Raw genomic sequence first — 21574 nt, 5'->3', positions numbered from 1 at the left:
TGAATCCGCACTTGCCGCACCCGGAGTGCGTGGCCAGGTCGTCACCCGGAGCACCCCACCGCGGAGGAGGGTTGCCGACCAGCGAGCCGGGGCTTGACGCTGGTGCTCATGACCTGGGTCTGAGATTGCATCGACAGGTCCCCGCCTGTCAAACCTGAAATTCGCCGGGGCGGTCGGTCAGCTGTCGCAGACCACCCAGCCGCTATCGGAACGGGTGAAGTTCCAGGTCGAGGTGGTTTCCTTACCGTCGATCTTCACCTTGACGGCGGCGGTGGCGCGGTCGCCGTCCACCTGCGGATCGTCGAGGCCGGTGAACTCCAGTTCCGGCGGGTCGTCGCCGTGTTCGGTCCCGAGCGGCGACCGCTTGTCATCGAATCCCGCGCAGACGATCCGGGTGTCCAGCGGATCGGCGGCGGCCCGCGCGGCGGTGAAATTGCGGGCGGCTACGGCCAGCCGGTCGGAATCTGTGACATTCTTCTCAGCCGGCGAGATGATCCCGGCCACCACGATTCCCAGTACGACCAGCGCGATAATGCCCGCTGCGACCAGAAACGGGAGCATCGATCGAGTCTCGCCCTGATCGATCCGGATCGGCTTGTCGTCGTCATCGCTCATGGCTAGATCATGCCTGGTCGTAAGGGGTGTACGGAGCTCGACACCGGCTCACCGCACCGATGGTCCCCCGACCAGCTGACCGTCCCCCGACGGGAGGTGATCCGTCCCACCGATAGAATCGTCTGAATTCTCCGCCCGCGCGGGGGAATAGCAGTACAGGGCAGCAACGCTGCAGCATCGAAGGGCACTCGGAAGAGGCCTGGGCGCGTCAACTTAGCCTAAGCTAAGAATGGCGGCTAAGACCGCAAGCAAGATTGTTTCGACTCACAAGGGTGCGCATAAGAGATGACCGAACAGAGTGCAGAGTCGATCGGTGCCGGGACCCGCCCGCTTCGCATTGCGATCGTGGGTGCTGGTCCGGCCGGTATCTATGCCGCTGACGCATTGATGAAGTCCGATGCCGAGGTGAGTATCGATCTCTACGAGCGCATGCCCGCGCCGTTCGGTCTCATCCGCTACGGCGTCGCGCCCGATCATCCGCGCATCAAGGGCATCATCACCGCCCTGCACAAGGTCCTCGACAAGCCACAGGTCCGGCTGCTGGGCAATATCGACTACGGCGTCGATATCACCCTGCCCGACCTGCAGCGCTTCTATGACGCGGTCATCTTCTCCACCGGCGCGAATGCCGACCGGGCCCTTGAGATCGCGGGTATCGACCTCGACGGTTCCTACGGTGCGGCCGATTTCGTGTCCTGGTACGACGGTCACCCCGATGTGCCGCGCGAATGGCCCCTCGAGGCGGAGAAGGTCGCGGTCCTCGGTGTCGGCAATGTCGCCCTGGATGTGGCGCGTGTGCTGGCCAAGACCGGTGATGAGCTGCTGCCGACCGAGATCCCGCCGAACGTCTACGAGGGACTGCGGGGCAATAAGGCCCGCGAGGTCCACGTATTCGGTCGTCGTGGCCCGGCGCAGGCCAAGTTCACGCCCCTGGAACTGCGCGAGCTCGATCACTCGCCGACCATCGAGGTGATCGTCGATCCCGCCGATATCGACTACGACGAGGGCTCCGAGGCCGCACGTCGGCATTCCAAGCAGGTCGACATGATCTGCAACACCCTCGAGCAGTGGGCGATCCGCGATGTCGGTGCGCGTCCGCACAAGCTGTTCCTGCACTTCTTCGAGTCCCCGGCCGAGATTGTCGGCGACGGCGATGGCAAGGTCGTGGGGTTGCGGACCGAGCGCACCCAGCTCGATGGCACCGGTAATTGCAAGGGCACCGGCGAGTTCACCGACTGGGATATCCAGGCGGTGTACCGCGCGGTCGGCTACCTGTCGCAGAACATTCCGTCGCTGCCGTTCGACGAGCAGGCCGGGACGGTGCCCAACGAGGCCGGTCGGGTGCTGGTCGACGAGGACGCCGACGGTGCGGCCCGCTACATGCCCGGCACCTACGTCACCGGTTGGATCAAGCGTGGCCCGGTCGGGCTGATCGGCCACACCAAGGGTGATGCGAACGAGACCATCGCCTGCCTGCTCGACGATGCCGCGACCTTCGCTCCGGCCCAGAGCCCGGAACTGGATGCGGTGACGGCGTTCCTGCAGGACAAGGGCGTGCCGTTCACCACGTGGGCGGGCTGGTACCGCCTCGACGCGCACGAGCGGTCCCTCGGTGAGCCGCAGGGTCGCGAGCGCGTCAAGGTCGTCGAACGCGAGGACATGCTGCGCGCGAGCGAGCCGGATAAGGTCCCGAACTCCTGACCTGGCCTAATGCGCTAGGCGGGTAGCGTTTTCCGCACCTGTCACCGTTCTGAGGCATGCTGATCACGTGTTCGATGCCCATGTCCACATTGTCGATCCGCGGTTTCCGCTGATCGAGAACGAGGGCTATATGCCCGCCCCGTACACCATCGCCGATTACAAGCGGCGGATGTCGCGCTTCGACATCGACGGTGGTGCGTTGGTGAGTGGGTCCTTCCAGGGCGCCGATCAGACCTGGTTGCGGGCGGCGCTGGCCGAGCTCGGCGAGGGCTGGGTCGGCGTCACCAACCTGCACGTGGATGCCAGCGACGAGGAGATCGTCGATCTGGATCGCGCGGGGGTGCGCGCGCTGCGCTTCAATTTCAAGCGTGCGGGTGGCGATATTGTCGGATTGACCATCTTGGCGCTGCGCGCGTACGAACTGGTCGGCTGGCATGTGGAGCTCTATATCGACGGCTCCATGCTGGGTTCGCTGGAACCGGTCATCACCAAGCTCCCCAAGCTGTCCATCGACCATATGGGTATGTCCGACGATTGTCTGCCCTACCTGCTGAATCTGGTCGATCGCGGGGCGCGGGTGAAGGCCTCCGGCTTCGGTCGAGTCGCCATGAATGTGGGTGCCGCGCTGCGGAAGGTGCATACCGTGAACCCGGATGCCCTCATGTTCGGCTCCGACCTCCCCGGTACCCGCGCCGGTCGCCCCTTCCGCGATACCGATATCGAGCTCATCGCCGATGCCGTGGGCCCCGACCTGCATCGAATCCTGGAAGACAATGCTCGCGCCTTCTATGGGCTGCCGGCCAAGGAACGGCACTTCCGCGACCCGGCGCCCACCGTGCCGCTCTTCGGCCCGGAAGCGCCCACCCTGCGCCTGCATCGCTCCGAACTCCCGAAACCCCCTGCGGGAGATACGATTCCATTCCCTGTCATCGAGTAGCGCAGTTAGACCACGAAAGCTGCGACCACCCACACCCCCGTCGCGAGCAGTGCTCCGAACAGCTCGATGAGTATCGACAGCCCAACGCCTTTGAGCGCATGCACCGTCGACCGCCAAGCCGTGTCATGCGCCTCCAGCCGCTGTAGCTCCGAAAGATAAACCCCTAGAACGAATCCCAAGAACAGGCCGATCACCGGAACCACGAAGAACCCGACGATCCCGAGCAGCGCACCGATCACCAGTGATCGGTTCGGAATCCCGGCCGCCTTCAGAGTCCGTCCCGGCCACAGGTACTTGACCACCCAGCTGATCACGAGAAACGCTGCGCAGACCCCGAATACGGTCCACGCCGCCGCCCCTCCGGTCAGGAACGCCCACACCCCTATCGCCGCCAGAATCAGCGTCACGCCCGGAAGAATCGGTACAACCACGCCGAACAGCCCGATCAGAATCGCGACGCCGACCAGTAATTCGCCCGATGTACTCACGCCGACTCCTTCGCTCTGCGACGTCCCGATTCTCGCGTACTCGATGTGCTCGCGTGCGGGTAGTACCGATCGCCGAAATTCGAATGTTGACAGCATGCTGTCAATTATGACAGGATGCTGTCATGATAAAGACCGTGCATATGGCCGTTTTCGACACCTTCGCCGACTGGGAGGTCGGGCATGCGACCGCGCATATCAACAAGACGTTGTGGCAGTTGGAGCCTGGTACCTGGCAGGTGCGCACGGTTGGGCTGACCCGGGACGCGGTGACCTCGATGGGGGGGATGCGGGTGGTGCCGGATATCGCGCTCGATGAGCTGTCGCCACAGGAGAGTGCCATGTTGATCCTGCCGGGGGCGGACACTTGGGAGAGTGGGGTTTTGGCTCCGTTCGTCGAGAAGGCTCGGGAGTTCCTCGCGGCGGGGGTGCCGGTGGCGGCCATCTGCGGAGCCACCTTCGGGCTGGCGAGCGCCGGGCTGCTGGATGCGCGCAAGCACACCAGCAATGCGGCGGAATACCTGGTGTACAGCGGCTATTCGGGTGCGGACAACTTTGTGTGCGAGCCCGCTGTTACCGATGGTGAGCTGATTACGGCCACGGGAACCAAGCCGGTGGAATTCGCACGGGCGATCTTCGCGCGGCTCGGTATTTACGAGCCGCATGTGCTCGATGCCTGGTACCGGCTGTACGGCGAGAACGATCCGGCCGGGTTCTTCGCGCTCGCCGAATACGAGGAGCAGCGCTCGGCCGCCGCGGCGCAATGACCGAAAAATGCGCGGTGGTCAGCGGATTCGGTGCGCGGGAGGTGAGATGAGTCGCAGTGAGCAGGAGCTCTTCAGCACAGCGGCCATAACCTCGTTCAAGCTCAATGGCCAATTCCTCGCCATCGCAGAGGAATTGGCCCGCCCGGCCGGTATTACCGCGGCCTGGTGGCAGGTGCTCGGTGCGGTGCTGCACGAACCGCTGCCCGTGGCCGGGATCGCACGCGCGATGGGCATTACCCGGCAGAGCGTGCAGCGCATCGCTGATCTACTGGTGGAGAAGGGACTTGCCGAGTACCGGCCGAATCCGGCGCATCGTCGCGCCAAACTCGTCGCCATAACCGAGGCAGGTCACGACGCGGTGCGCCGCATCGATCCGCAGCATACGAAGATGGCGGCGCGATTGACCGCCGAGCTGGGGCGTGAGCGAATGGCCGAGATCGCGGACGCGCTGACAACATTGTCGGCTGCTCTCGATGCGATCGAGTAGGGCACCGTGACCGAGTCGCGCCCCGTCTTCGGATAGCGCCCCCGTCAACGGATATCGCCTGGTCGTCGGCTGGTGTCTCGTCAACGGATAGCGCCTGGTCGTCGGCTGGTATCTCTTCGTCGAGTAGCGCCTGGTCGTCGGCTGGTATCTCGTCGTCGAGTAGCGCCCGTCATCCCGGCATGCTTTTGGCCGGGATCCACACCGTCAGTACCGCAACCGGTCTCGGTGGATTCCGGCCAAAAGCACGCCGGAATGACGAGGAGTGGGCGACGAAGGAGTGGGCGACGAAGGCGAGGCGTGGCCAATGAAGGAGTGGGCGACGAAGGCGTGGGTGTGGCGAGGGGGTGGGTGTGGGCGGCCAGGGGTGGGCTCAGAGCAGGGCGAACGGGTCCCGAGTGTTCCCGACCAGATCCGCGACGGAATCGAGGATCAGGGTGGGCCGGAAAGGGAAACCCTCGGCCGTCTTGCTCCCGGAGATGCCGGTGGTGACCAGGATGGTGCGCATTCCGGCCTCGAGCCCGGAGATGACATCGGTGTCCATCCGGTCGCCGATCATGACTGTCGACTGCGAATGCGCACCGATCCGCCGCAGCGCCGACCGCATCATCAGCGGGTTGGGCTTTCCGACGTAGTACGGCTCCTTACCCGTAGCGCGGGTAATGAGTGCGGCGACCGATCCGGTGGCGGGCAGGATGCCCTCGCGGGACGGTCCGGTGGCGTCCGGATTGGTGGCTATGAAGCGGGCTCCCGCCAGCACCAGTCGAATGGCGGTGGTGATGGCCTCGAACGAGTACGTGCGGGTCTCACCGAGCACCACGTAATCGGGGTCGGAGTCGGTGAGTACGTACCCGATCTCGTGCAGCGCGGTGGTGAGTCCGGATTCGCCCACCACATAGGCGGTGCCGTTGGGTCGTTGTTCGTTGAGGAAGGTGGCGGTAGCCAGCGCCGAAGTCCAGATCGACTCCACCGGAATGTCGAGTCCGGAATGCCGCAGCCGCGCCTGTAGATCACGCGCGGTGTAGATGGAGTTGTTGGTGAGCACCAGGAAGGGAATCTCATTGGTGCGCAGTTCGGCGAGGAACTTGTCAGCCCCCGGCACGAGGTGGTTCTCGTGCACCAGCACGCCATCCATATCGGTTAAGTAGGACAGGATCGGCTCGTCGATGGTGGTCACGTAGCCAATTGTCCGCTACTGGGACCGTACTCGCGCGTAGGCGGTGCTCCCGAAGCTCGGCGGTATCGCCCGCACAGCTCCGCCGATCCCGCACATGACTGCCTGACCTCCGGGAATGCCTGAGCGCCAACCCGGGTTCGTCCCTGTGGATGCGACCCTCGCCACAGCACCGCCCACCGCTGACCTATGGTGCGAATAGGACGTTCGTGACGCCACACCCAGCGTCCCCGAACGCCCCGCGGGAGGCAGGGGACCCGCACACACAGCGCAATACAGCGACAGGAGTGGCGCAGGTGACAGACCTCAAGCTCGGATACAAGGCGTCGGCGGAGCAGTTCGGACCGCGGGAACTGGTGGAGATCGCGGTGCTGGCAGAACAGCACGGCATGGACAGCGCCACCGTGAGCGACCACTTCCAGCCGTGGCGGCACAAGGGCGGCCACGCCCCGTTCTCGCTGGCCTGGCTGGCCGCGGTGGGTGAGCGCACCGAGCGCATCATGCTCGGCACCTCGGTACTGACCCCGACCTTCCGCTACAACCCGGCGGTCATCGCGCAGGCCTTCGCCACCATGGGCTGTCTCTACCCCGAGCGCGTCATGCTCGGTGTCGGCACCGGTGAGGCGCTCAATGAGTTCGCCACCGGGTACAAGGGTGAATGGCCGGAATTCAAGGAGCGTTTCGCGCGGCTGCGCGAAGCCGTGGATCTGATGCGCGCACTGTGGACCGGTGACCGCGTCGATTTCAACGGCGAGTACTACCAGGCGGCCGGGGCCTCCATCTACGACGTGCCCAAGGGCGGCGTCCCCATCTACATTGCCGCGGGCGGCCCCCTGGTGGCGCGCTACGCGGGCCGCGCCGGTGACGGTTTCATCTGCACGTCGGGCAAGGGGATGGAGCTCTACACCGACAAGCTCATGCCCGCCGTCGCCGAGGGCGCGGCCAAGGTCGGCCGCACCGCCGAAGATATCGACCGCATGATCGAGATCAAGATTTCCTACGACACCGATCCCGAACTGGCGCTGGAGAACACCCGCTTCTGGGCCCCGCTCTCGCTGACCCCGGAGCAGAAGCACAGCATCTCCGATCCGATCGAAATGGAAGCCGCCGCTGACGCGCTGCCGATCGAGCAGATCGCCAAGCGCTGGATTGTGGCCAGCGATCCGGATCAGGCCGTCGAGCAGATCAAGCAGTACACCGATGCGGGCCTGAACCACCTGGTCTTCCACGCCCCGGGCCATGACCAGAAGCGCTTCCTGGAACTGTTCGAGCGCGACCTGGCACCGCGACTGCGCGCCCTCTGACCGACCGGATCCCCCATGACGGGTGCGTTGCCGAGGCATGCCGGGATGACGGGTGCGTTGCCGAGGCATGCCGGGACGACAGGTGCGTTGTCGAAGCCCGCCGGAATGACGGGCGCGCTGCGCTGCTGGCGGGGGTGTGTCGCGACCGGCGTGAGCGGGCTCAAACCTTCGCGGGTTCGAGGGGCGTGAGCGTCCACACGCCCCCGCCCGCGAGCTCCAGCCGTTGGGTGTGATGCCGATCCACCGTGCTGCGATGCGCGACGCTGACCAGCACGGTATTCGGCGCCCGGGTGCGCACCAGGTGGTAGAGGGTGTACTCGAGCCCCTCGTCGACCGCCGAGGTGGCCTCGTCGAGAAAGACCAATTTCGGCTGTAGCAACAGGATTCGCGCGAAGGCGACGCGTTGCTGTTCACCCGGTGAGAGGGTCGCCGACCAATTGTCGTCCTCATCGAGCCGCTCGGTCAGGTGTCCGAGATTGACCTCGAGCAGTGTCGCCCGCAGTGCCGCGTCGTCCACCACATCGGAGGCGGCCGGGTAGGTGATGGCAGTGCGCAGATCGCCGAGCGGAAGGTACGGCCGCTGGGATAGGAACAGCACATCATTGCCGAGCGGACGGGCAACGCGCCCTTCGGTATACGGCCACAGCTCGCCGATACTGCGCAGCAGGGTGGTTTTGCCGACTCCGGAACCGCCCTTCACCACGAGGGCGTCGCCGGGTACGAGTCGCAGCGTCAGATCGTCGATCAGCAGGGTGCCGTCGGGTTTGCGCACCCGCACCGCCTCCAGTTCGAGTCCCGCCGCGATCTCCTCGGTCTCGATCTTCGGCAGCTGCCGGGCGCGCTGGTCGGCCTCCCGCAGCCCGTCGAGGCGGACCAGGGTGGCGCGGTAGTAGGTGAACGCGTCGTATGAGGTCTGCGGCATCGAGAGCGCGCCCTGCACCTGCGTGAACGCGCTGGCGGCCTGCTGTAGATCGCCGAGCGTGCTGGTGCCCGCGAAGACGCGGGGCCCGAGCAGCAGGATGGTGAACACCCCGGCGATCTGCCCGGTGGTCAGGTTCCATCCGTAGAACTTCAGCAACCGGTACACCCGTGCCCACATATTGGCGATCAGCGCGCCGAACCGGGTGTTCAGCTCACCGCGTTCCTCGCGCTCGCCGTGGTAGAAGGCGACGTTCTCGGCGTTCTCCCGCAGCCGCACCAGCGCGAAACGGTAATCGGCCGTACGTCTTTGGAACCAGAAGTTGAGTTTGACCAACGGGTGGGCGATCCAGAACGCGACGAGGGTGGCGAACGCCACCCATGCGAAGGCCGCGAATACCAGCACGCGGGGGATGGTCACACCGAATACGTCCAGCTCGCCGGATAGCCCCCAGAGAATCGGGGTGAAGGACACCAGTGTCAGTCCGCTGCCGATCACCCCGTTACCGCTGATCGAGTACGGGCCGACATTGCCGCCGAACGCCAGCGCATAGGAACCGTTCACGAAATCCAGCACATCCTGCTGGATGCGCTGATCGGCATTGTCGAGACTGCCGTCGACGAATCGGGTGCGGTAGTAGGCCTTTCCGGCCATCCAGTCGTCGAGGTAGCGCGTGTTCAGCCACTGCCACCAGTGGATCTGGAAGGCGTTCTGCAACCAGAACATGAACATGCCCATGACGACGATGAGGGTGCTCAGTACACCGAACACCAGCAGGGCCCGCCAGAACAGGTCGCGGGCCGCTTCGGTGCCGGTGCTCGGATTGCCATCGATCAGGGCCTGCACACCGAGCTGCAGCGAGGTGTACAGATCGTTGTAGAAGTAGGTGACCAGCACCGTCATCCGCACGCTGTACACGGCCAGTAACAGCACCACCGCGAACAGCCCCCAGGCGGGCCAGCTCTGCCGACCGGTGAAATACCCGCCGCTGATCCGCCAGAACATCCGACCCCACTCCGTGAATCTGACGATTGCCGCCACCCCGATGAGGAATACGACGGCGGCAATGGCGAAGGCCTTCGCGATCCAGAAGAGGCTTGTGAGTGTCTCGTGTCCCCAGTCGAGACCGGAAGCACCGATCATGCGCGGAGCCTATCGGCAACGGCTAGGCAACCAATACCGTGAAACGCGGGGTGGCCACACCCGATGCGGACAGTGATTTCGCGAATAGTTGCCGCGCTCCGCTACCCATACCGATGGGTCGGCTCACTAAGCTCTCGATCATGGCCGCTTCCGCACCATCCGCCGTGTACATCGCGTCCCCCGAGGGCGATACCGGTAAGTCGACCATCGCACTCGGCGTGCTGCAGATGCTGGCCGCCACCACCCCGCGGGTGGGCGTGTTCCGGCCGATAACCCGATCCGCCACCGAGCGCGACTACATCCTCGAGCTACTGCTCGAGCATTCCACCGCCGATGACGACTACGACTCGTCCATCGGCGTCACCTACGAGCAGGTGCACGCCGATCCCGACGGCGCGATCAGCGAGATCGTCATGCGGTACCACGAGATGGCCAAGCACTGCGATGCCGTGCTCATTCTCGGCAGCGACTACACCGATGTCGCCAGCCCCAGCGAACTGCGCTTCAATGCCCGTATCGCGGTGAACCTGGGTGCGCCGGTGCTGCTGGTGGTGCGCGGTGCGGGTCGCACGTCTGCCGAACTCGGCCAGCTGGTGGAGCTGTGTCGCGGCGAACTGGTCAACGAACACGCCAAACTGGTCGCGGTCATCGCCAATCGCTGTGATCCGGAGCAGTTGGAGGCCGATGCGGCCATGCTGCGCAAGATGTGCGCGGTGCCGTCCTGGGCGCTGCCGGAGGTGCCGCTGCTCACCGCACCCACGGTGGAAGAGCTGTGCCAGGCGATCGATGGCGAAATCTACAGTGGCGACCCGGAACTCATGCAGCGCGAGGCCCTCGAGGTAATCGTCGGCAGTATGACCACCGAACATATTCTGGAGCGGCTGGCCGACGGTATGGCCGTCATTACGCCCGGCGACCGCGCCGACGTACTGCTGGCCCTGGTGAATGCCCACGAGGCGTTCGGCTTTCCGTCGCTGGCGGGCATCATCATGAATGGCGGCATGCTGCCGGAACCGTCCGTCGCGCGGTTGATCGAGGGTCTGAAACCGAAGCTGCCGATTCTGACGACGCAGTTGGGCACCTTCGAGACCGCCAAGGCGGTGGTGGGCACCCGCGGCCGGATATCGCTGTCCAGTATTCGCAAGGTGGATACCGCGCTGGCGCTCATGGAAGAGCGGGTCGACGCGCCGGAACTGCTGAAGCAGATCGAGATTCGCTTCCCGGATGTGGTCACCCCGCAGATGTTCGAGTACCAGCTGATCGAGCGGGCCCGCGCGGATCGCAAACGCATTGTGCTGCCAGAGGGCGACGACGACCGCATTCTGCGCGCGGCCGGTCGGGTCCTGCAGCGCAAGATCGCCGACCTCACCATTCTGGGCGACGAGTCCGCCGTACGCGGCCGGGCCGCCGAACTCGGCGTGGATATCGAGGCCGCCGAGGTCCTCGACCCGCTCACCTGTCCGCTGCGCGACGAATTCGCCGAGGAGTACGCGCGACTGCGCGCGCACAAGGGCATGACGGTGGACCGGGCGCGCGAATTCATGGCCGATATCTCGTATTTCGGCACCATGATGGTGCAGATGGGGGTGGCCGACGGCATGGTGTCCGGTGCGGCGCACACCACCGCGCACACCATTCGCCCCTCCTTCGAAATCATCAAGACCGAGCCGGGCGTTTCCACGGTGTCCAGCGTGTTCCTCATGTGCCTGTCGGATCGCGTTCTCGCATATGGCGACTGCGCGGTGGTGCCGGATCCGACGTCCGATCAGCTGGCGGATATCGCCGTCTCCTCGGCGCGGACCGCCGCGCAGTTCGGTATCGAGCCGCGGGTCGCCATGCTGTCGTACTCGACCGGCGAATCCGGTTCGGGCGCGGATGTGGACAAGGTGCGCGCCGCCACCAAGCTGGTGCACGAGCGTGCGCCACAACTGTTGGTGGAGGGCCCGATTCAGTACGACGCCGCCATAGAACCGGATGTGGCGATCACCAAGCTGCCGAATTCCAAGGTGGCGGGTAAGGCGACGGTCTTCATCTTCCCGGACCTCAATACCGGCAACAACACCTACAAGGCGGTGCAGCGCAGTGCGGGTGCGGTGGCCATCGGTCCGGTGCTGCAGGGGCTGCGCAAGCCGGTCAATGATCTCTCGCGCGGTGCGCTGGTCGCCGACATTGTGAATACCGTGGCCATTACCGCCATCCAAGCCCAGCAGGAGGCGTAGTCGTGCAGGTGCTGGTGATCAACTCCGGGTCCTCGTCGATCAAATACCAACTGCTGGAACCGGATAACGGTGACGTGGTCGCCTCCGGTGTGGTGCAGCGCATCGGCGAGCCGGTCGGCGACGGCTCGCCCACCATCGAGCACAAGAGCGACGGAAAGACTTTCGAGCACGACGGCCCCATCGCCGATCACGGCGAGGGATTGCGCCTGGTATTCGACCTGTTCGCCAAGAGCGGCCACGATCTCGCCGCCGCGGATCTGGGTGCGGTCGGACATCGGGTGGTACACGGCGGCGAGGTTTTCTACGAGCCCACCCTCATTACCGATGACGTGGTGCGGGCGATCGCGGATCTGTCCACCCTCGCGCCCCTGCACAATCCGGCCAATGTGACCGGCATCGAGAGCGCCCGGGCGCTGCTGCCGGAGGTACCGCAGGTGGCGGTCTTCGATACCGCCTTCTTCCACCACCTACCCGATGCCGCCAAGACCTACGCCATCGACGCGGAAACCGCTGCCGCGCACGGTATCCGCAAGTACGGCTTCCACGGCACCTCGCACGACTACGTATCCGGGCGAGTGGCCGAGGTGCTCGGCAGGGACCGCTCGGAAATCAATCAGATCGTCCTGCACCTGGGCAATGGCGCGTCGGCGTCGGCCATTCGCGGCGGCCGTGCGGTGGATACCACCATGGGCCTCACCCCGCTGGAGGGCCTGGTCATGGGCACTCGTTCCGGAGATCTCGACCCGGGCATCATCTTCCACCTCATTCGCGCCGCAGGGATGGATGTGCAACAGGTCGACGATCTGCTCAATCGCCGCTCCGGTATCAAGGGGCTGTCCGGCGTCAATGACTTCCGCGAACTCGGCCGCCTCATCGACAGCGGTGACGCCGCGGCGAAACTCGCCTACGAGGTCTACATCCACCGACTGCGCCGCTATATCGGCGCCTACCTGGTGGAACTCGGCCGGGTCGATGCCATCACCTTCACCGCCGGTGTTGGCGAGAACGATGCACGTGTTCGCGCCGATGCCCTCGCGGGCCTGTCCCGCTTCGGCATCGACGTGGACCCGGACCGCAATACCGCCGAAAACCGTTCCGCGCGCTACATCTCACCCGAAGGCGCGGAGGTAGCCGTCCTGGTCGTCCCCACCAATGAGGAACTGGCCATCGCTCGCGCCTCCGCTGCCCTGGTGGGGTAGTACTTCACGAAATCTTCAGGAACCATTCGGCATAGTGGCCAAGAGCCCGGCACTTCGGACCGGGCTCGCCGAAACCCGTGTCGCGAAACAACGCACCAGCGGTTCGGGCGGTGACCCCTCGCCGGCCCCCGTCGATCGGCTGCCCCTGATCGAACCCGCGGGAATGACGCGGGTTTCGGCGTTCCACCCCCTCTCGCGCAGCCTCAGTACAGCCGGGGCGGACTCGCTGTCGGCGGTCTCAGTGCAGTCGGGCGGAACTCCGCGCCGGAATGGCGAGGGTGGTTGTGCGCGAGGTGAGTCGCGCTGCGCGGGACCGCCATTGCGGCATCGGTTATAGATGTGCGATCGGTTCGCAGTTGCCTGCTGCGGTGGGTTGTCGCGGTGTGGTCAGATCCAGGATTTGGCGCGGACCGCGTTGGCGAGGTCCACCAGCGCGTACCGGTGGGTGCGGGCGGGGGCCGAGCGGGCCAGGGCACGCAGCCCCAATTCGATACCGCTGCGCAGTTCGCGTTCGGTGAAGGGTGCACCGAAGATCTTGCTATGGGGTGCTTTCGGCGTGCGCCCGGACTGTAGCCAACCCAGTGCGGTGCCCAGTACCAGCACCCGCAGCTGCCCGGTGCGACTTTCGCCCGCGGGCAGCGCCTGCACCCGGGCGGCGGCGATATGCAGGGTGGACTCGTCCAGTTCATCCACGGGCGCACTGGCGAGGAGCGTGAGAACCGCCGTCATCCGGGCCTCGGCGTAGTAGCGGGAGGCGGGTGGGACCTCGTCGAGGGCGCGGACGGCGGCGGAAATATGGCCGGCGGCGGCCAGTTGGCGGGCCAGGCCGAAGGCGGCGGCCACTACGCCGCGATCGGTGCGCCAGACGGTGGCGTAGTACTTCTCGGCATACGCGCGCCACTGTTCCGGATCGGGTGAAACCCAGTGCTGGAGAATTAGTTCCGCGGTTGCGGCCAGGGCGAGTTTGGGCGCGATCTCGCCCGGTAGCGCCTGCAGTACCGCGTCGAAACGGGCGAAAGCGCGCTCGTAGTCCAGTTCCAGGAGTCCGGCGACGCCGAGATACCAGTCGATTCGCCAGTCGGGGGCCGGCAGTCGCGCGGTATCGGTGAGCCGGTCGAGCAGCATGCGGGCGGCGGCGGGCTCATCGAGATCCAGGTGTGCCCGCGTCTCGGCGAGGGTGACCTCCAGTTCGAAGGTCTCGGGGGCACCACCGGGTTCGGCGCTGGCGCGTTGCCGGGAGTGCCGCAGCTCATCGAGGACGTGCCGGGGTTCGGGATGCGCCGCACCTGCCAGCAGCGCCGCAGACGGGTCGCTCGGATCGATCAGCGGAACCTGTAGCGCCGCAACAATATCGCGGGCCCGTAGCAGGGTGTCGCGCTCCAGGCCGTCCACCAGGCCATCGGTCTGCTCGACGGCTTCCGCTGTCCCGAAACAGGTTCGGGGCGGGCTGAACAGGGTGGACAGCTGCGGATGCTCCACCCCGGTCTCGGTGGCCAGTATTTCGCGCAGCACTCCGATGAGCTGATTGGCGAAGATGCGCGCGGACGGGAAGCGGCGCTCGGGATCGGGATCGGTGGCCCGCAGTAGCAGCCGGTGAAAGAACTCGTGCTGTGCCAGCACCGGATGGTCGGCCGGATCGGGTAGCCCATCGCAAAACGCGCCCTGCTGCATGGGCATATCGATGGTCAGCACCGCGAGCGTACGACCCACCGTGTAGATATCCGATGCGACCGTCGGTCCAGTCTTGGCTATCTCCGGAGCCTGGAAACCCCTGGTGCCGTACAGGTTTCCATACGACTCGAAGGGCGCGACCGCACCGAGGTCGATCAGTTCCACTCGATCCTCGGTCACCATGACGTTATCGGGTTTGAGGTCGTTGTAAGCCAGCCCCACCGAGTGCAGATAGTCCAGTGCGGGCAGCACCTCCAGCACATATGCGATGGCCTCGGTCACCGGCATGCGCTCCGGTTTGGGATGGACGTCGAGCATATTGCGCAGCGAACGCCCGCCGACGTACTCCATGACGATGTAGCCGATCGGATTGCCCTCGGCATCAGGATGTTCCACGAAATTGTGGATCTTGACGATGCTGGGATGCACCACCTCGGCCAGGAACTGCCGTTCGGCCACCGCCACCGCCTGCGCCTCGGCATCGCCCGCGTGCAGCAGGCCCTTCAGTACCACCCATCGGTCGCTCACATTGCGGTCGATGGCCAGATAGATCCAGCCCAACCCGCCATGGGCGAGGCAGCCCTGAATCTCGTACTGCCCGGCCACCCGATCTCCGGGATACAGCGAAGGGCGGAAATCGTAGGGCGCACCGCAGGTTTCACAGCTGCCGACGGTTCTGGACGGTTGGGTCGGCGTTGCCCGCCCGACGGGTTTGCCGCAGCGCCAACAGAATCGGCGGCCTTCGGAGACCACGGGATCCTTCAGCACCACCGCGGCCGGATCCACCGGATCCACCGCCGGAATGGACACCAGCCCCGCACCCAATCGCCGCACCGACGGGCGCGGGCGAGTCATTCGACCGGTCCGCTGCGAGGGGCGGGTCGAAGGTCCGGAATCGCCATGCGCAGCGGTGATCTCGATGCCGTCGGGATTCGATCGGGGCCCGGCGGTGGTACCCGCGCCCGCGCTGACCGCCACGGTGTCGACGTCGGCGGGCGGCGTCCCGGCCGCATGCCTACCGACGCGATCGGACTCCGCGCGGTAGCTGTACTCCGTATCGGGCGCCCCCGCACCGGTGTCCGGGCGAGCGGTGAATTCCGTCCCTTCGGGGTCGCGGGACGGTTCGGGTCGATGGCTCAACTCGGTACCGGGCTCGGCGTCCCCGGTGGGATCCGGTGCCGCGGGGCGTTTGCTGTCGCGTTCGGACGATTCGCTCATCGCTCAGTCCTGATATCTCGGCGGCGGCGGGATGGCGGCATTGCCGAGCTGCGGTTCGAGCCAGCGTCGGTACAGGCGGGACCAGGTGCCGTCGCCGCGAATGCGTTCCAGGGTGCCGTTGACGAACCGCACCAGATCATCGCGATCTTTCGGAATGCCGATGCCGTACTGCTCGGTACTGAGGTTCTCCCCGACCACCGCGGTGAGCGGGTCCTGCACGGCCAGCCCCGCCAGCACGGTGTTATCGGTGCTGACGGCATCGACCTGCCGCTGCTGCAGGACCACCAGGCAGTCGGCCCAACTGGGCACGGTGAGGATGGAGGCGGCGGGCTGCAGGCGGCGAATCCGGTCCAGTGAGGTGGTGCCGCTCACCACGCACACCCGTCGGCCGGCCAGATCGCTCAGCCCGGTGATCCCGGAATCGCGTACCGTCAGCACCCGCTGATGTGCCTGCAGATACGAGGTGGAGAACGAAACTCGCTGCCGCCGTTCACAGGTGATGGTCATGGTCTTCACCACCACATCGACGGTGTGATTCTGTAGCGCCTGCTCCCGCTCGGCCGAGCCGAGCATGTGGAATTCGACCTTCTCGGGGTCGCCGAGCAGATCGCGGGCGATCTCCCGGGCGATCTCCACATCGAAGCCCTGAAGTGTGCCGGTGGCGGGATCGCGGAAGCTGAACAGATTGCTGCCCGGGTCGAGTCCGACCAGTAGTCGCCCGCGGGTTCGAATGGCGTCGAGGGCCGCCCTGTCGCGCACCGCACCGGGGCGCAGGCTGGCGGTCGGGTCGCCGCAGCCGTCGGGTTCCGGCGGCGGCGTCGAATTTGGCTCTGCGGCAGTGGCTCCCGATGGCAGCGGCGGATCGGTGTAGCTGGCCGTCCGGTCTGACCGGGGCGCACTGTCCGGTTCGCCGCAGCCGGTCAGGGCGAGTGCGGCGATGGCGAGCACAGCTAGTCGGCGTCTCATCATCGGTACTCCCGTAGTCGGGGCCACAGTCCGGCCGCCACCAGTACGGCCGCCGCGGTGGCCAGTACCAGTGCGCCCGGAGCCAGCAGATCGAGTGCGCCGGAGGCTCGCGAAGTGTCCTCCCGCAGGGTGTTCCGGGTCGCGGCGATACCGTTCGCGAGCGCCCGGTCCAGCGACTCCACCTGTGCGCTGGCCTCGTTCGCACCCGACCCGGTGGCGACGGCGCTCGCGCCCAGGAAGTCGCCCCGTGCCAGCGCCTCGTTCATTCGCCCGTGCGCGATATGCCAGCGATCGAGTGCGGCAACGGCATTGTCGATTTCCCCGGTGGCGGGCGCGTCGGACGGATAGGTGGTGAGCAGGGTGCGCAGCCGGGCGGTGGCGTCGTCGTAGGTGCGGTCGTAGTCGCCGCCGTTATCGCGGCGCACCAGTTTGAGCGTTTCGGCGCTGCGGGCCTGCTGCGCCAGAATGCGGCTCTCGGTCAGGGTCGCGGTGGGAATGGAGCCGTTATCGCGGGCCTGCGTGGTGGATACGGCCGAGATCACGCCCGCGATCACCGTCCACGACAGCAGCACCACCATGGTGCAGGTGGCCAACAGCAGCCCCGGATTGAGAATGCGATGCCAGCGCCGGGTCAGGAACCACTGCGCCACGAGCAGCGCGGCCACCGCCAGGAGCGGCAGCACAATGGCGGGCCAGGGCGGCCGCACATGATTGCGCTGAATATCGGTGATCGCCGAGGAGCGGTGCTCCTGCAACTCGTGCGCCATCGGCAGCAGGGTCGCCTGCATCTGATGTGACGCCGCACTGAGGTACGCGGCCCCCACCGGCTGTCCGGTGCGGTTATTGGCCCGTGCGGTCCCGACCAGCCCCGTGTACACGGGCAGCCCGGTCGCGATGCCGGTGCGCAGGCCGATGTCATCGCCATCGGCACGATTGGACTGGGCCACCAATTCTGCCGATGCCTCACCGATGGCCTGGTTGTAGCGGTCGCGCACGGAATTGGGTTCCAGCCCGCCGGAGATGAACGCGGTGCCCGCGGAGGCATCGGCCACCGAGAGCGAGGTGTAGAGCCGCTGCGCCGAATACGCGTCCGGTTCGGCCTGCTCGAGCAGCGTGTCGAGTGCGTCCTGCCGGTGGTCGACAGCGGTGGCGGTTACCGCGCCCGCCGCCACGCACAGACCGAGCAGCAGCAATCCGATCGCTATCAATCTGGCGGGGGAGGATCGCGCGAAGGCGCGCATATCATTGGCGTCTATCCGTTCCCGCACCAGCGCGGTCGCGGAGCGGGGCGACAGTTCGTCGAGCCGCAATTGCCCGCTGCGAGCCATGCTCACCTCCCAGGTGCCGGAACTGATCGGTCGATTGAGCTTATTGTGGACGTACCGGTGCCGCGGCGCGGCGAACACCCTCATGTGATCGCGATCGTGGCGTGGGCAAAGTGAGGATGTGGGCATGCGAGGTGACGGCGACGGCTGGGCGGACAGCCCCGACGGCACTCGCCAGTGGGGTCGTTTCGGCGCTGCCGGATTGTTGCTGCGAGCCCCGCTGGCGGGCGGTGGTTCGGCGGTACTGCTGCAGCATCGCGCGTGGTGGAGTCATCAGGGCGGTACCTGGGCGCTGCCCGGCGGTGCCCGCGACAGCCATGAGAGCACCGTGCACGCCGCGGTCCGTGAGGCCGAGGAGGAGGCGGGCATTCGGGCCGATTCCATCCGGGTGCGTGCCAGCCGGGTCACCGCGACCGCGCCCAGCGGCTGGACATACACCACCGTTGTCGCCGATGCCGCCACCCGGTTGAAAACCCGCCGCAATCTGGAGAGCAAGTCGCTGCGGTGGGTGCCCGAGGACAAGGTGACGAACCGGCCGCTGCATCCCGGGTTCGCCGCCGCCTGGCCCGCATTGCGCGCCATACCCAAGCGGGTCACCGTCGACGGCCTGGCCGATCCGACGACGGTTGCCGCCGCGCTGCCCCGCACCCTGGACCTGGCCGACCACGGTTTCGTCTGGCTGCACACCGAAGGCGAGGGCGAACCCGCCGCGCAGATCACCGAAACCGTGCCCGCCGCCCCCAGTTTGGCCGAAAATGTGTTGTTGCTCACGCTGGCGCAGGTGTTGTCTTGAAGGGTGAGCAGCACCCGTGAGATAGCCACCTACTGCCGGATCTGCGAACCGCTCTGCGGGCTGATCGCCACCGTCGAGGACGGAAAGCTGGTCCGGCTGCGCGCCGATAAGGACCATCCGCTGTCCCAGGGATTCGCCTGTCCGAAGGGCATCGCGTTCGCCGAGATCCAGAACGATCCGGATCGGGTGCTGTACCCGCAGCGACGAACGGCTTCGGGTGGGTTCGAGCGCGTGTCGTGGGAAGAGGCGCTCGACGATATCGGCGCCCGGCTGCGCACTGTCATTCGCGAACACGGGCGCGGCAGTCTGGGTTGGTATTTCGGCAATCCATCGGCGTTCTCCTATTCGCACACCCTGTGGATGGTCGGTTTCCAGCTGGCCGCCGGGCTGAAACATGTGTATTCGGCCGGATCGCAGGACATCAACAATCGGTTCGTGGCCAGCGAGCTGCTGTACGGATCGATGACCACCGCGCCGGTACCGGATCTGCACCGTACTGATTTTTTGCTCATGGTCGGGGCGAATCCGGTGGTGTCGCACGGCAGCGCTGTCAGTGCGCCCCGGATTCGCGACAAGCTCAAGGCGATTACCGACCGGGGCGGCCGGGTGGTCGTGGTCGATCCGCGGCGCACGGAAACGGCGCGACTGTTCGAGCATGTGGGGCTGCGGCCCGATAGCGATGCCTGGCTGCTGGCCGCGCTGCTCCAGGTGATCTTCGCCGAGGGGCTCGAGGATGCGCGGGCGCTGCGGCAGCAGGCGTCGGGGGTGCGCGAATTGCGGGATGCGGTAGCCGAGTTCACGCCCGAGAGCACCGCACCGGTCACCGGCCTGGACCCCGAGCAGGTGCGTGCGCTGGCCCGCGACCTCGCCCGCGCGGAATCCGCCGCTGTATACGGCCGCACCGGCACCTGCCTGGGCCGCCACGCCACCCTGGTGGCCTTCCTCATCGACGCGCTCGCCGCCGTGACCGGCAATCTGGACGCGCCCGGCGGCTCGGTATTCGGCAAGGAGCTGGTGGCGGTCTCGCGGATCAATTCCCGGCTCGGCCTGATCCGCTACGGCAAGAACCATTCCCGCGTAGGCGATTTCCCGGACGTGCTGGGCACCTTCCCGGCCGCGGTAATGGCCAAGGAGATCACCACACCCGGTCCGGGGCAGTTGCGAGCGCTGTTCACGTCGGCGGGCAATCCGGTGCTCTCGGTGCCCAATGGCCGCGAATTGGCTTCCGCGCTGGAACAACTGGACCTGTTCGTATCGATCGACCTGTACATCAACGACACCAATCGCATGGCCGACTACGTGCTCCCGGCCACCACTTTCCTGGAGCGCGACGATATTCCGCTGCCCTTCACCGCGCTCGCGCCCATTCCGTATACTCAGTACACCGAGCGTGTGGTGGAACCGTACGGCGAGGCCCGCGAGGAATGGCGGATCATCGATGACATCGCTACCCGAATCGGCGTGCAGCCCTTCGCCATCGGACCCGCCGCCCCCGCTGGAAGCCTGCTGAGTTCCCTCCGCAATCGCGTCCCCGGCGGTCGCTCCTCCCGCCTCAGCCCCGCCTTCCTCATCGACCTGGCCCTGCGCACCGGCCCCTATGGCGACTGGTTCGGCCTGCGCCGCAATGGTTTGAGCCTGCGCATGCTCCGCCGCCACCCCCACGGTCTGGTCCTCGCCGACCACATCACCACCGGCGTCCTGCGAGAAGTGGTGCAGCACAAGGGTGGCCGGGTGCGACTCGCTCCCGAGGAGATCATCAGCGAACTACGCGGCCTCGAAGCCGCCGATACCGACCCCGACTACCCGCTGCGGGTAATCGGTATGCGCGAGCTCAAATCCCATAACTCGTGGATGCACAATGTCGATGCCCTCATGCGCGGCGACCGCGAACACGCCGCCCGGATCAATCCGAAAGACGCTGCCGCAGCCGGAATCTCCGATGGCGAGCGCTGCCGCGTCACCTCCACCCACGGCGCCATCGAGGTAACCGCCCGCCTCACCGAGGATATGACCGAGGGTGCGGTCGCCATCCCGCACGGCTGGGGTCACAACGGCGGCTGGCGCCGTGCGAATGCCGCGGGCGGCGCGAACGTCAACGACCTCATGTCCACCGATGTCGTCGACGTGGAACGCCTGGCGGGCATGTCCAACCTCAATGGTGTCCCCGTCCGCGTGGACCCGGTCACCCGCCCTTAGAGCTACGCCATGTAACAGATACCATCGCCCTCGTGGCAAAGCTGAAGGTCTCCGTAGACGTCCCCATCGCCCCCGACCAGGCCTGGGCGCACGCCTCCGACCTGCCCAACCTCGAAAAATGGCTCACCCTCCACGAGGGCTGGCGCAGCCCTCTCCCCGAGGAACTGACCCCGGGCACCCGCCTGGTGGGCGTCGCCACCGTCAAGGGCTTCCGCAACCGGGTCACCTGGACGGTAAAGGCCGCCGAACCCCCGAACCGCATGGTCCTCACCGGCTCCGGCATCGGCGGCACCAAATTCGGCATCGAACTCCGGGTTTCCCCGACCGCCACCGGCTCGAAGGTCGCCGCGGATTTCGAACTCGGCGGCGCACCCCTCTTCGGGCCCATTGGCTCGGTGGTGGCCAAGGCGCTGCGTGGCGATATTGAGCGGTCGTTGGATCGGTTCGTGCAGCTCTAC

At 66.3% G+C, this 21574-nt stretch carries 17 protein-coding genes and 1 riboswitch; of the genes, 10 read left to right on the top strand and 7 right to left on the bottom strand.

What is annotated here, in order from left to right; translation table 11 throughout:
• Window positions 1-2 precede the first annotated feature (2 nt).
• A riboswitch (SAM riboswitch) is annotated at window positions 3-114 on the bottom strand.
• Window positions 115-177: 63 nt separating this feature from the next.
• Complete coding sequence (locus tag NU1_RS38690) at window positions 178-615, bottom strand: Rv0361 family membrane protein (RefSeq protein ID WP_067529291.1); 438 nt, start codon at window positions 613-615, stop codon at window positions 178-180.
• A gap of 285 nt (window positions 616-900) precedes the next feature.
• On the opposite strand from NU1_RS38690, the gene NU1_RS38685 reads away from it, so the two are divergent.
• Together NU1_RS38685 and NU1_RS38680 are read left to right on the top strand one after the other, a co-directional pair.
• Window positions 901-2316, top strand: coding sequence for an FAD-dependent oxidoreductase (locus NU1_RS38685; protein ID WP_067529289.1), 1416 nt, complete (start codon window positions 901-903; stop codon window positions 2314-2316).
• Window positions 2317-2383: 67 nt separating this feature from the next.
• Window positions 2384-3253: an amidohydrolase family protein gene (locus NU1_RS38680; protein ID WP_067529288.1), complete on the top strand. Its 870-nt coding sequence runs from the start codon at window positions 2384-2386 to the stop codon at window positions 3251-3253.
• A gap of 5 nt (window positions 3254-3258) precedes the next feature.
• On the opposite strand, the gene NU1_RS38675 is transcribed toward NU1_RS38680, so the two are convergent.
• Window positions 3259-3741, bottom strand: a complete 483-nt coding sequence (locus NU1_RS38675; RefSeq protein ID WP_067529326.1) for a DUF456 domain-containing protein — start codon at window positions 3739-3741, stop codon at window positions 3259-3261.
• Between the two features lie 122 nt (window positions 3742-3863).
• On the opposite strand from NU1_RS38675, the gene NU1_RS38670 reads away from it, so the two are divergent.
• Both NU1_RS38670 and NU1_RS38665 read left to right on the top strand, forming a co-directional pair.
• Window positions 3864-4505 (top strand): type 1 glutamine amidotransferase family protein, encoded by a 642-nt coding sequence (locus NU1_RS38670; protein WP_067529286.1) that lies wholly within the window; start codon window positions 3864-3866, stop codon window positions 4503-4505.
• Window positions 4506-4551: 46 nt separating this feature from the next.
• Complete coding sequence (locus NU1_RS38665) at window positions 4552-4992, top strand: MarR family winged helix-turn-helix transcriptional regulator (protein ID WP_067529285.1); 441 nt, start codon at window positions 4552-4554, stop codon at window positions 4990-4992.
• Window positions 4993-5362: 370 nt separating this feature from the next.
• On the opposite strand, the gene NU1_RS38660 is transcribed toward NU1_RS38665, so the two are convergent.
• Complete coding sequence (locus NU1_RS38660; RefSeq protein ID WP_212762319.1) at window positions 5363-6124, bottom strand: HAD-IIA family hydrolase; 762 nt, start codon at window positions 6122-6124, stop codon at window positions 5363-5365.
• Between the two features lie 335 nt (window positions 6125-6459).
• Between NU1_RS38660 and fgd the strand changes: the two genes are divergently transcribed.
• Complete coding sequence (fgd, locus tag NU1_RS38655; RefSeq protein ID WP_170264458.1) at window positions 6460-7467, top strand: glucose-6-phosphate dehydrogenase (coenzyme-F420); 1008 nt, start codon at window positions 6460-6462, stop codon at window positions 7465-7467.
• 160 nt (window positions 7468-7627) lie between these two features.
• On the opposite strand, the gene NU1_RS38650 is transcribed toward fgd, so the two are convergent.
• The gene (locus NU1_RS38650; protein WP_067529279.1) at window positions 7628-9529 is read right to left on the bottom strand and encodes an ABC transporter ATP-binding protein/permease; all 1902 of its coding nucleotides are present in this window, start codon (window positions 9527-9529) and stop codon (window positions 7628-7630) included.
• 140 nt (window positions 9530-9669) lie between these two features.
• Here NU1_RS38650 and pta point away from each other — a divergent pair, with 140 nt between their 5' ends.
• Complete coding sequence (pta, locus tag NU1_RS38645; RefSeq protein ID WP_067529277.1) at window positions 9670-11748, top strand: phosphate acetyltransferase; 2079 nt, start codon at window positions 9670-9672, stop codon at window positions 11746-11748.
• 2 nt (window positions 11749-11750) lie between these two features.
• Window positions 11751-12947 (top strand): acetate kinase, encoded by a 1197-nt coding sequence (locus NU1_RS38640; RefSeq protein WP_067529275.1) that lies wholly within the window; start codon window positions 11751-11753, stop codon window positions 12945-12947.
• 387 nt (window positions 12948-13334) lie between these two features.
• On the opposite strand, the gene NU1_RS38635 is transcribed toward NU1_RS38640, so the two are convergent.
• Genes NU1_RS38635 through NU1_RS38625 form a run of 3 tightly spaced genes read right to left on the bottom strand, consistent with a single transcriptional unit; the run spans window position 13335 to window position 18130 of the window.
• The gene (locus NU1_RS38635; protein ID WP_084522199.1) at window positions 13335-15836 is read right to left on the bottom strand and encodes a serine/threonine-protein kinase; all 2502 of its coding nucleotides are present in this window, start codon (window positions 15834-15836) and stop codon (window positions 13335-13337) included.
• A gap of 3 nt (window positions 15837-15839) precedes the next feature.
• On the bottom strand, window positions 15840-16805 hold the full coding sequence (locus NU1_RS38630; protein WP_067529273.1) for a glutamate ABC transporter substrate-binding protein: 966 nt from the start codon (window positions 16803-16805) through the stop codon (window positions 15840-15842).
• Window positions 16802-18130 carry a GlnX family signal transduction membrane protein gene (locus NU1_RS38625; RefSeq protein ID WP_067529324.1) on the bottom strand — a complete coding sequence of 443 codons (1329 nt, stop codon included), beginning with the start codon at window positions 18128-18130 and terminating at the stop codon, window positions 16802-16804. The genes NU1_RS38630 and NU1_RS38625 overlap by 4 nt, the downstream gene beginning before the upstream one ends.
• Window positions 18131-18254: 124 nt before the next feature.
• Between NU1_RS38625 and NU1_RS38620 the strand changes: the two genes are divergently transcribed.
• The 3 genes from NU1_RS38620 to NU1_RS38610 form a co-directional block, all read left to right on the top strand.
• A complete protein-coding gene (locus tag NU1_RS38620) occupies window positions 18255-18920 on the top strand; it encodes an NUDIX domain-containing protein (protein ID WP_067529271.1) in 666 nt (221 codons plus the stop codon).
• Between the two features lie 3 nt (window positions 18921-18923).
• On the top strand, window positions 18924-21116 hold the full coding sequence (locus tag NU1_RS38615; RefSeq protein ID WP_067529269.1) for a molybdopterin-containing oxidoreductase family protein: 2193 nt from the start codon (window positions 18924-18926) through the stop codon (window positions 21114-21116).
• Window positions 21117-21148: 32 nt separating this feature from the next.
• Window positions 21149-21574, top strand: a 426-nt coding sequence (locus tag NU1_RS38610) for a type II toxin-antitoxin system Rv0910 family toxin (protein ID WP_067529265.1), incomplete at its 3' end; no start/stop codon positions are given.

Source organism: Nocardia uniformis NBRC 13702, assembly GCF_001613345.1.
Lineage (GTDB): Bacteria > Actinomycetota > Actinomycetes > Mycobacteriales > Mycobacteriaceae > Nocardia > Nocardia uniformis.
The sequence above is the reverse complement of the archived record's forward strand: the minus strand, read 5'-3'. Positions and strand labels throughout refer to the sequence as shown.

What these genes read in the sequence shown, in the direction of transcription:
- NU1_RS38660 (WP_212762319.1), bottom strand. Translation starts at nt 6,124, where the DNA reads ATGGATGGCGTGCTGGTGCACGAGAACCACCTCGTGCCGGGGGCTGAC.
- NU1_RS38625 (WP_067529324.1), bottom strand. Translation starts at nt 18,130, where the DNA reads ATGGCTCGCAGCGGGCAATTGCGGCTCGACGAACTGTCGCCCCGCTCC.
- NU1_RS38670 (WP_067529286.1), top strand. Translation starts at nt 3,864, where the DNA reads ATGATAAAGACCGTGCATATGGCCGTTTTCGACACCTTCGCCGACTGG.
- NU1_RS38650 (WP_067529279.1), bottom strand. Translation starts at nt 9,529, where the DNA reads ATGATCGGTGCTTCCGGTCTCGACTGGGGACACGAGACACTCACAAGC.
- NU1_RS38665 (WP_067529285.1), top strand. Translation starts at nt 4,552, where the DNA reads ATGAGTCGCAGTGAGCAGGAGCTCTTCAGCACAGCGGCCATAACCTCG.
- NU1_RS38690 (WP_067529291.1), bottom strand. Translation starts at nt 615, where the DNA reads ATGAGCGATGACGACGACAAGCCGATCCGGATCGATCAGGGCGAGACT.
- NU1_RS38635 (WP_084522199.1), bottom strand. Translation starts at nt 15,836, where the DNA reads ATGAGCGAATCGTCCGAACGCGACAGCAAACGCCCCGCGGCACCGGAT.
- NU1_RS38630 (WP_067529273.1), bottom strand. Translation starts at nt 16,805, where the DNA reads ATGATGAGACGCCGACTAGCTGTGCTCGCCATCGCCGCACTCGCCCTG.
- NU1_RS38620 (WP_067529271.1), top strand. Translation starts at nt 18,255, where the DNA reads ATGCGAGGTGACGGCGACGGCTGGGCGGACAGCCCCGACGGCACTCGC.
- NU1_RS38685 (WP_067529289.1), top strand. Translation starts at nt 901, where the DNA reads ATGACCGAACAGAGTGCAGAGTCGATCGGTGCCGGGACCCGCCCGCTT.
- pta (WP_067529277.1), top strand. Translation starts at nt 9,670, where the DNA reads ATGGCCGCTTCCGCACCATCCGCCGTGTACATCGCGTCCCCCGAGGGC.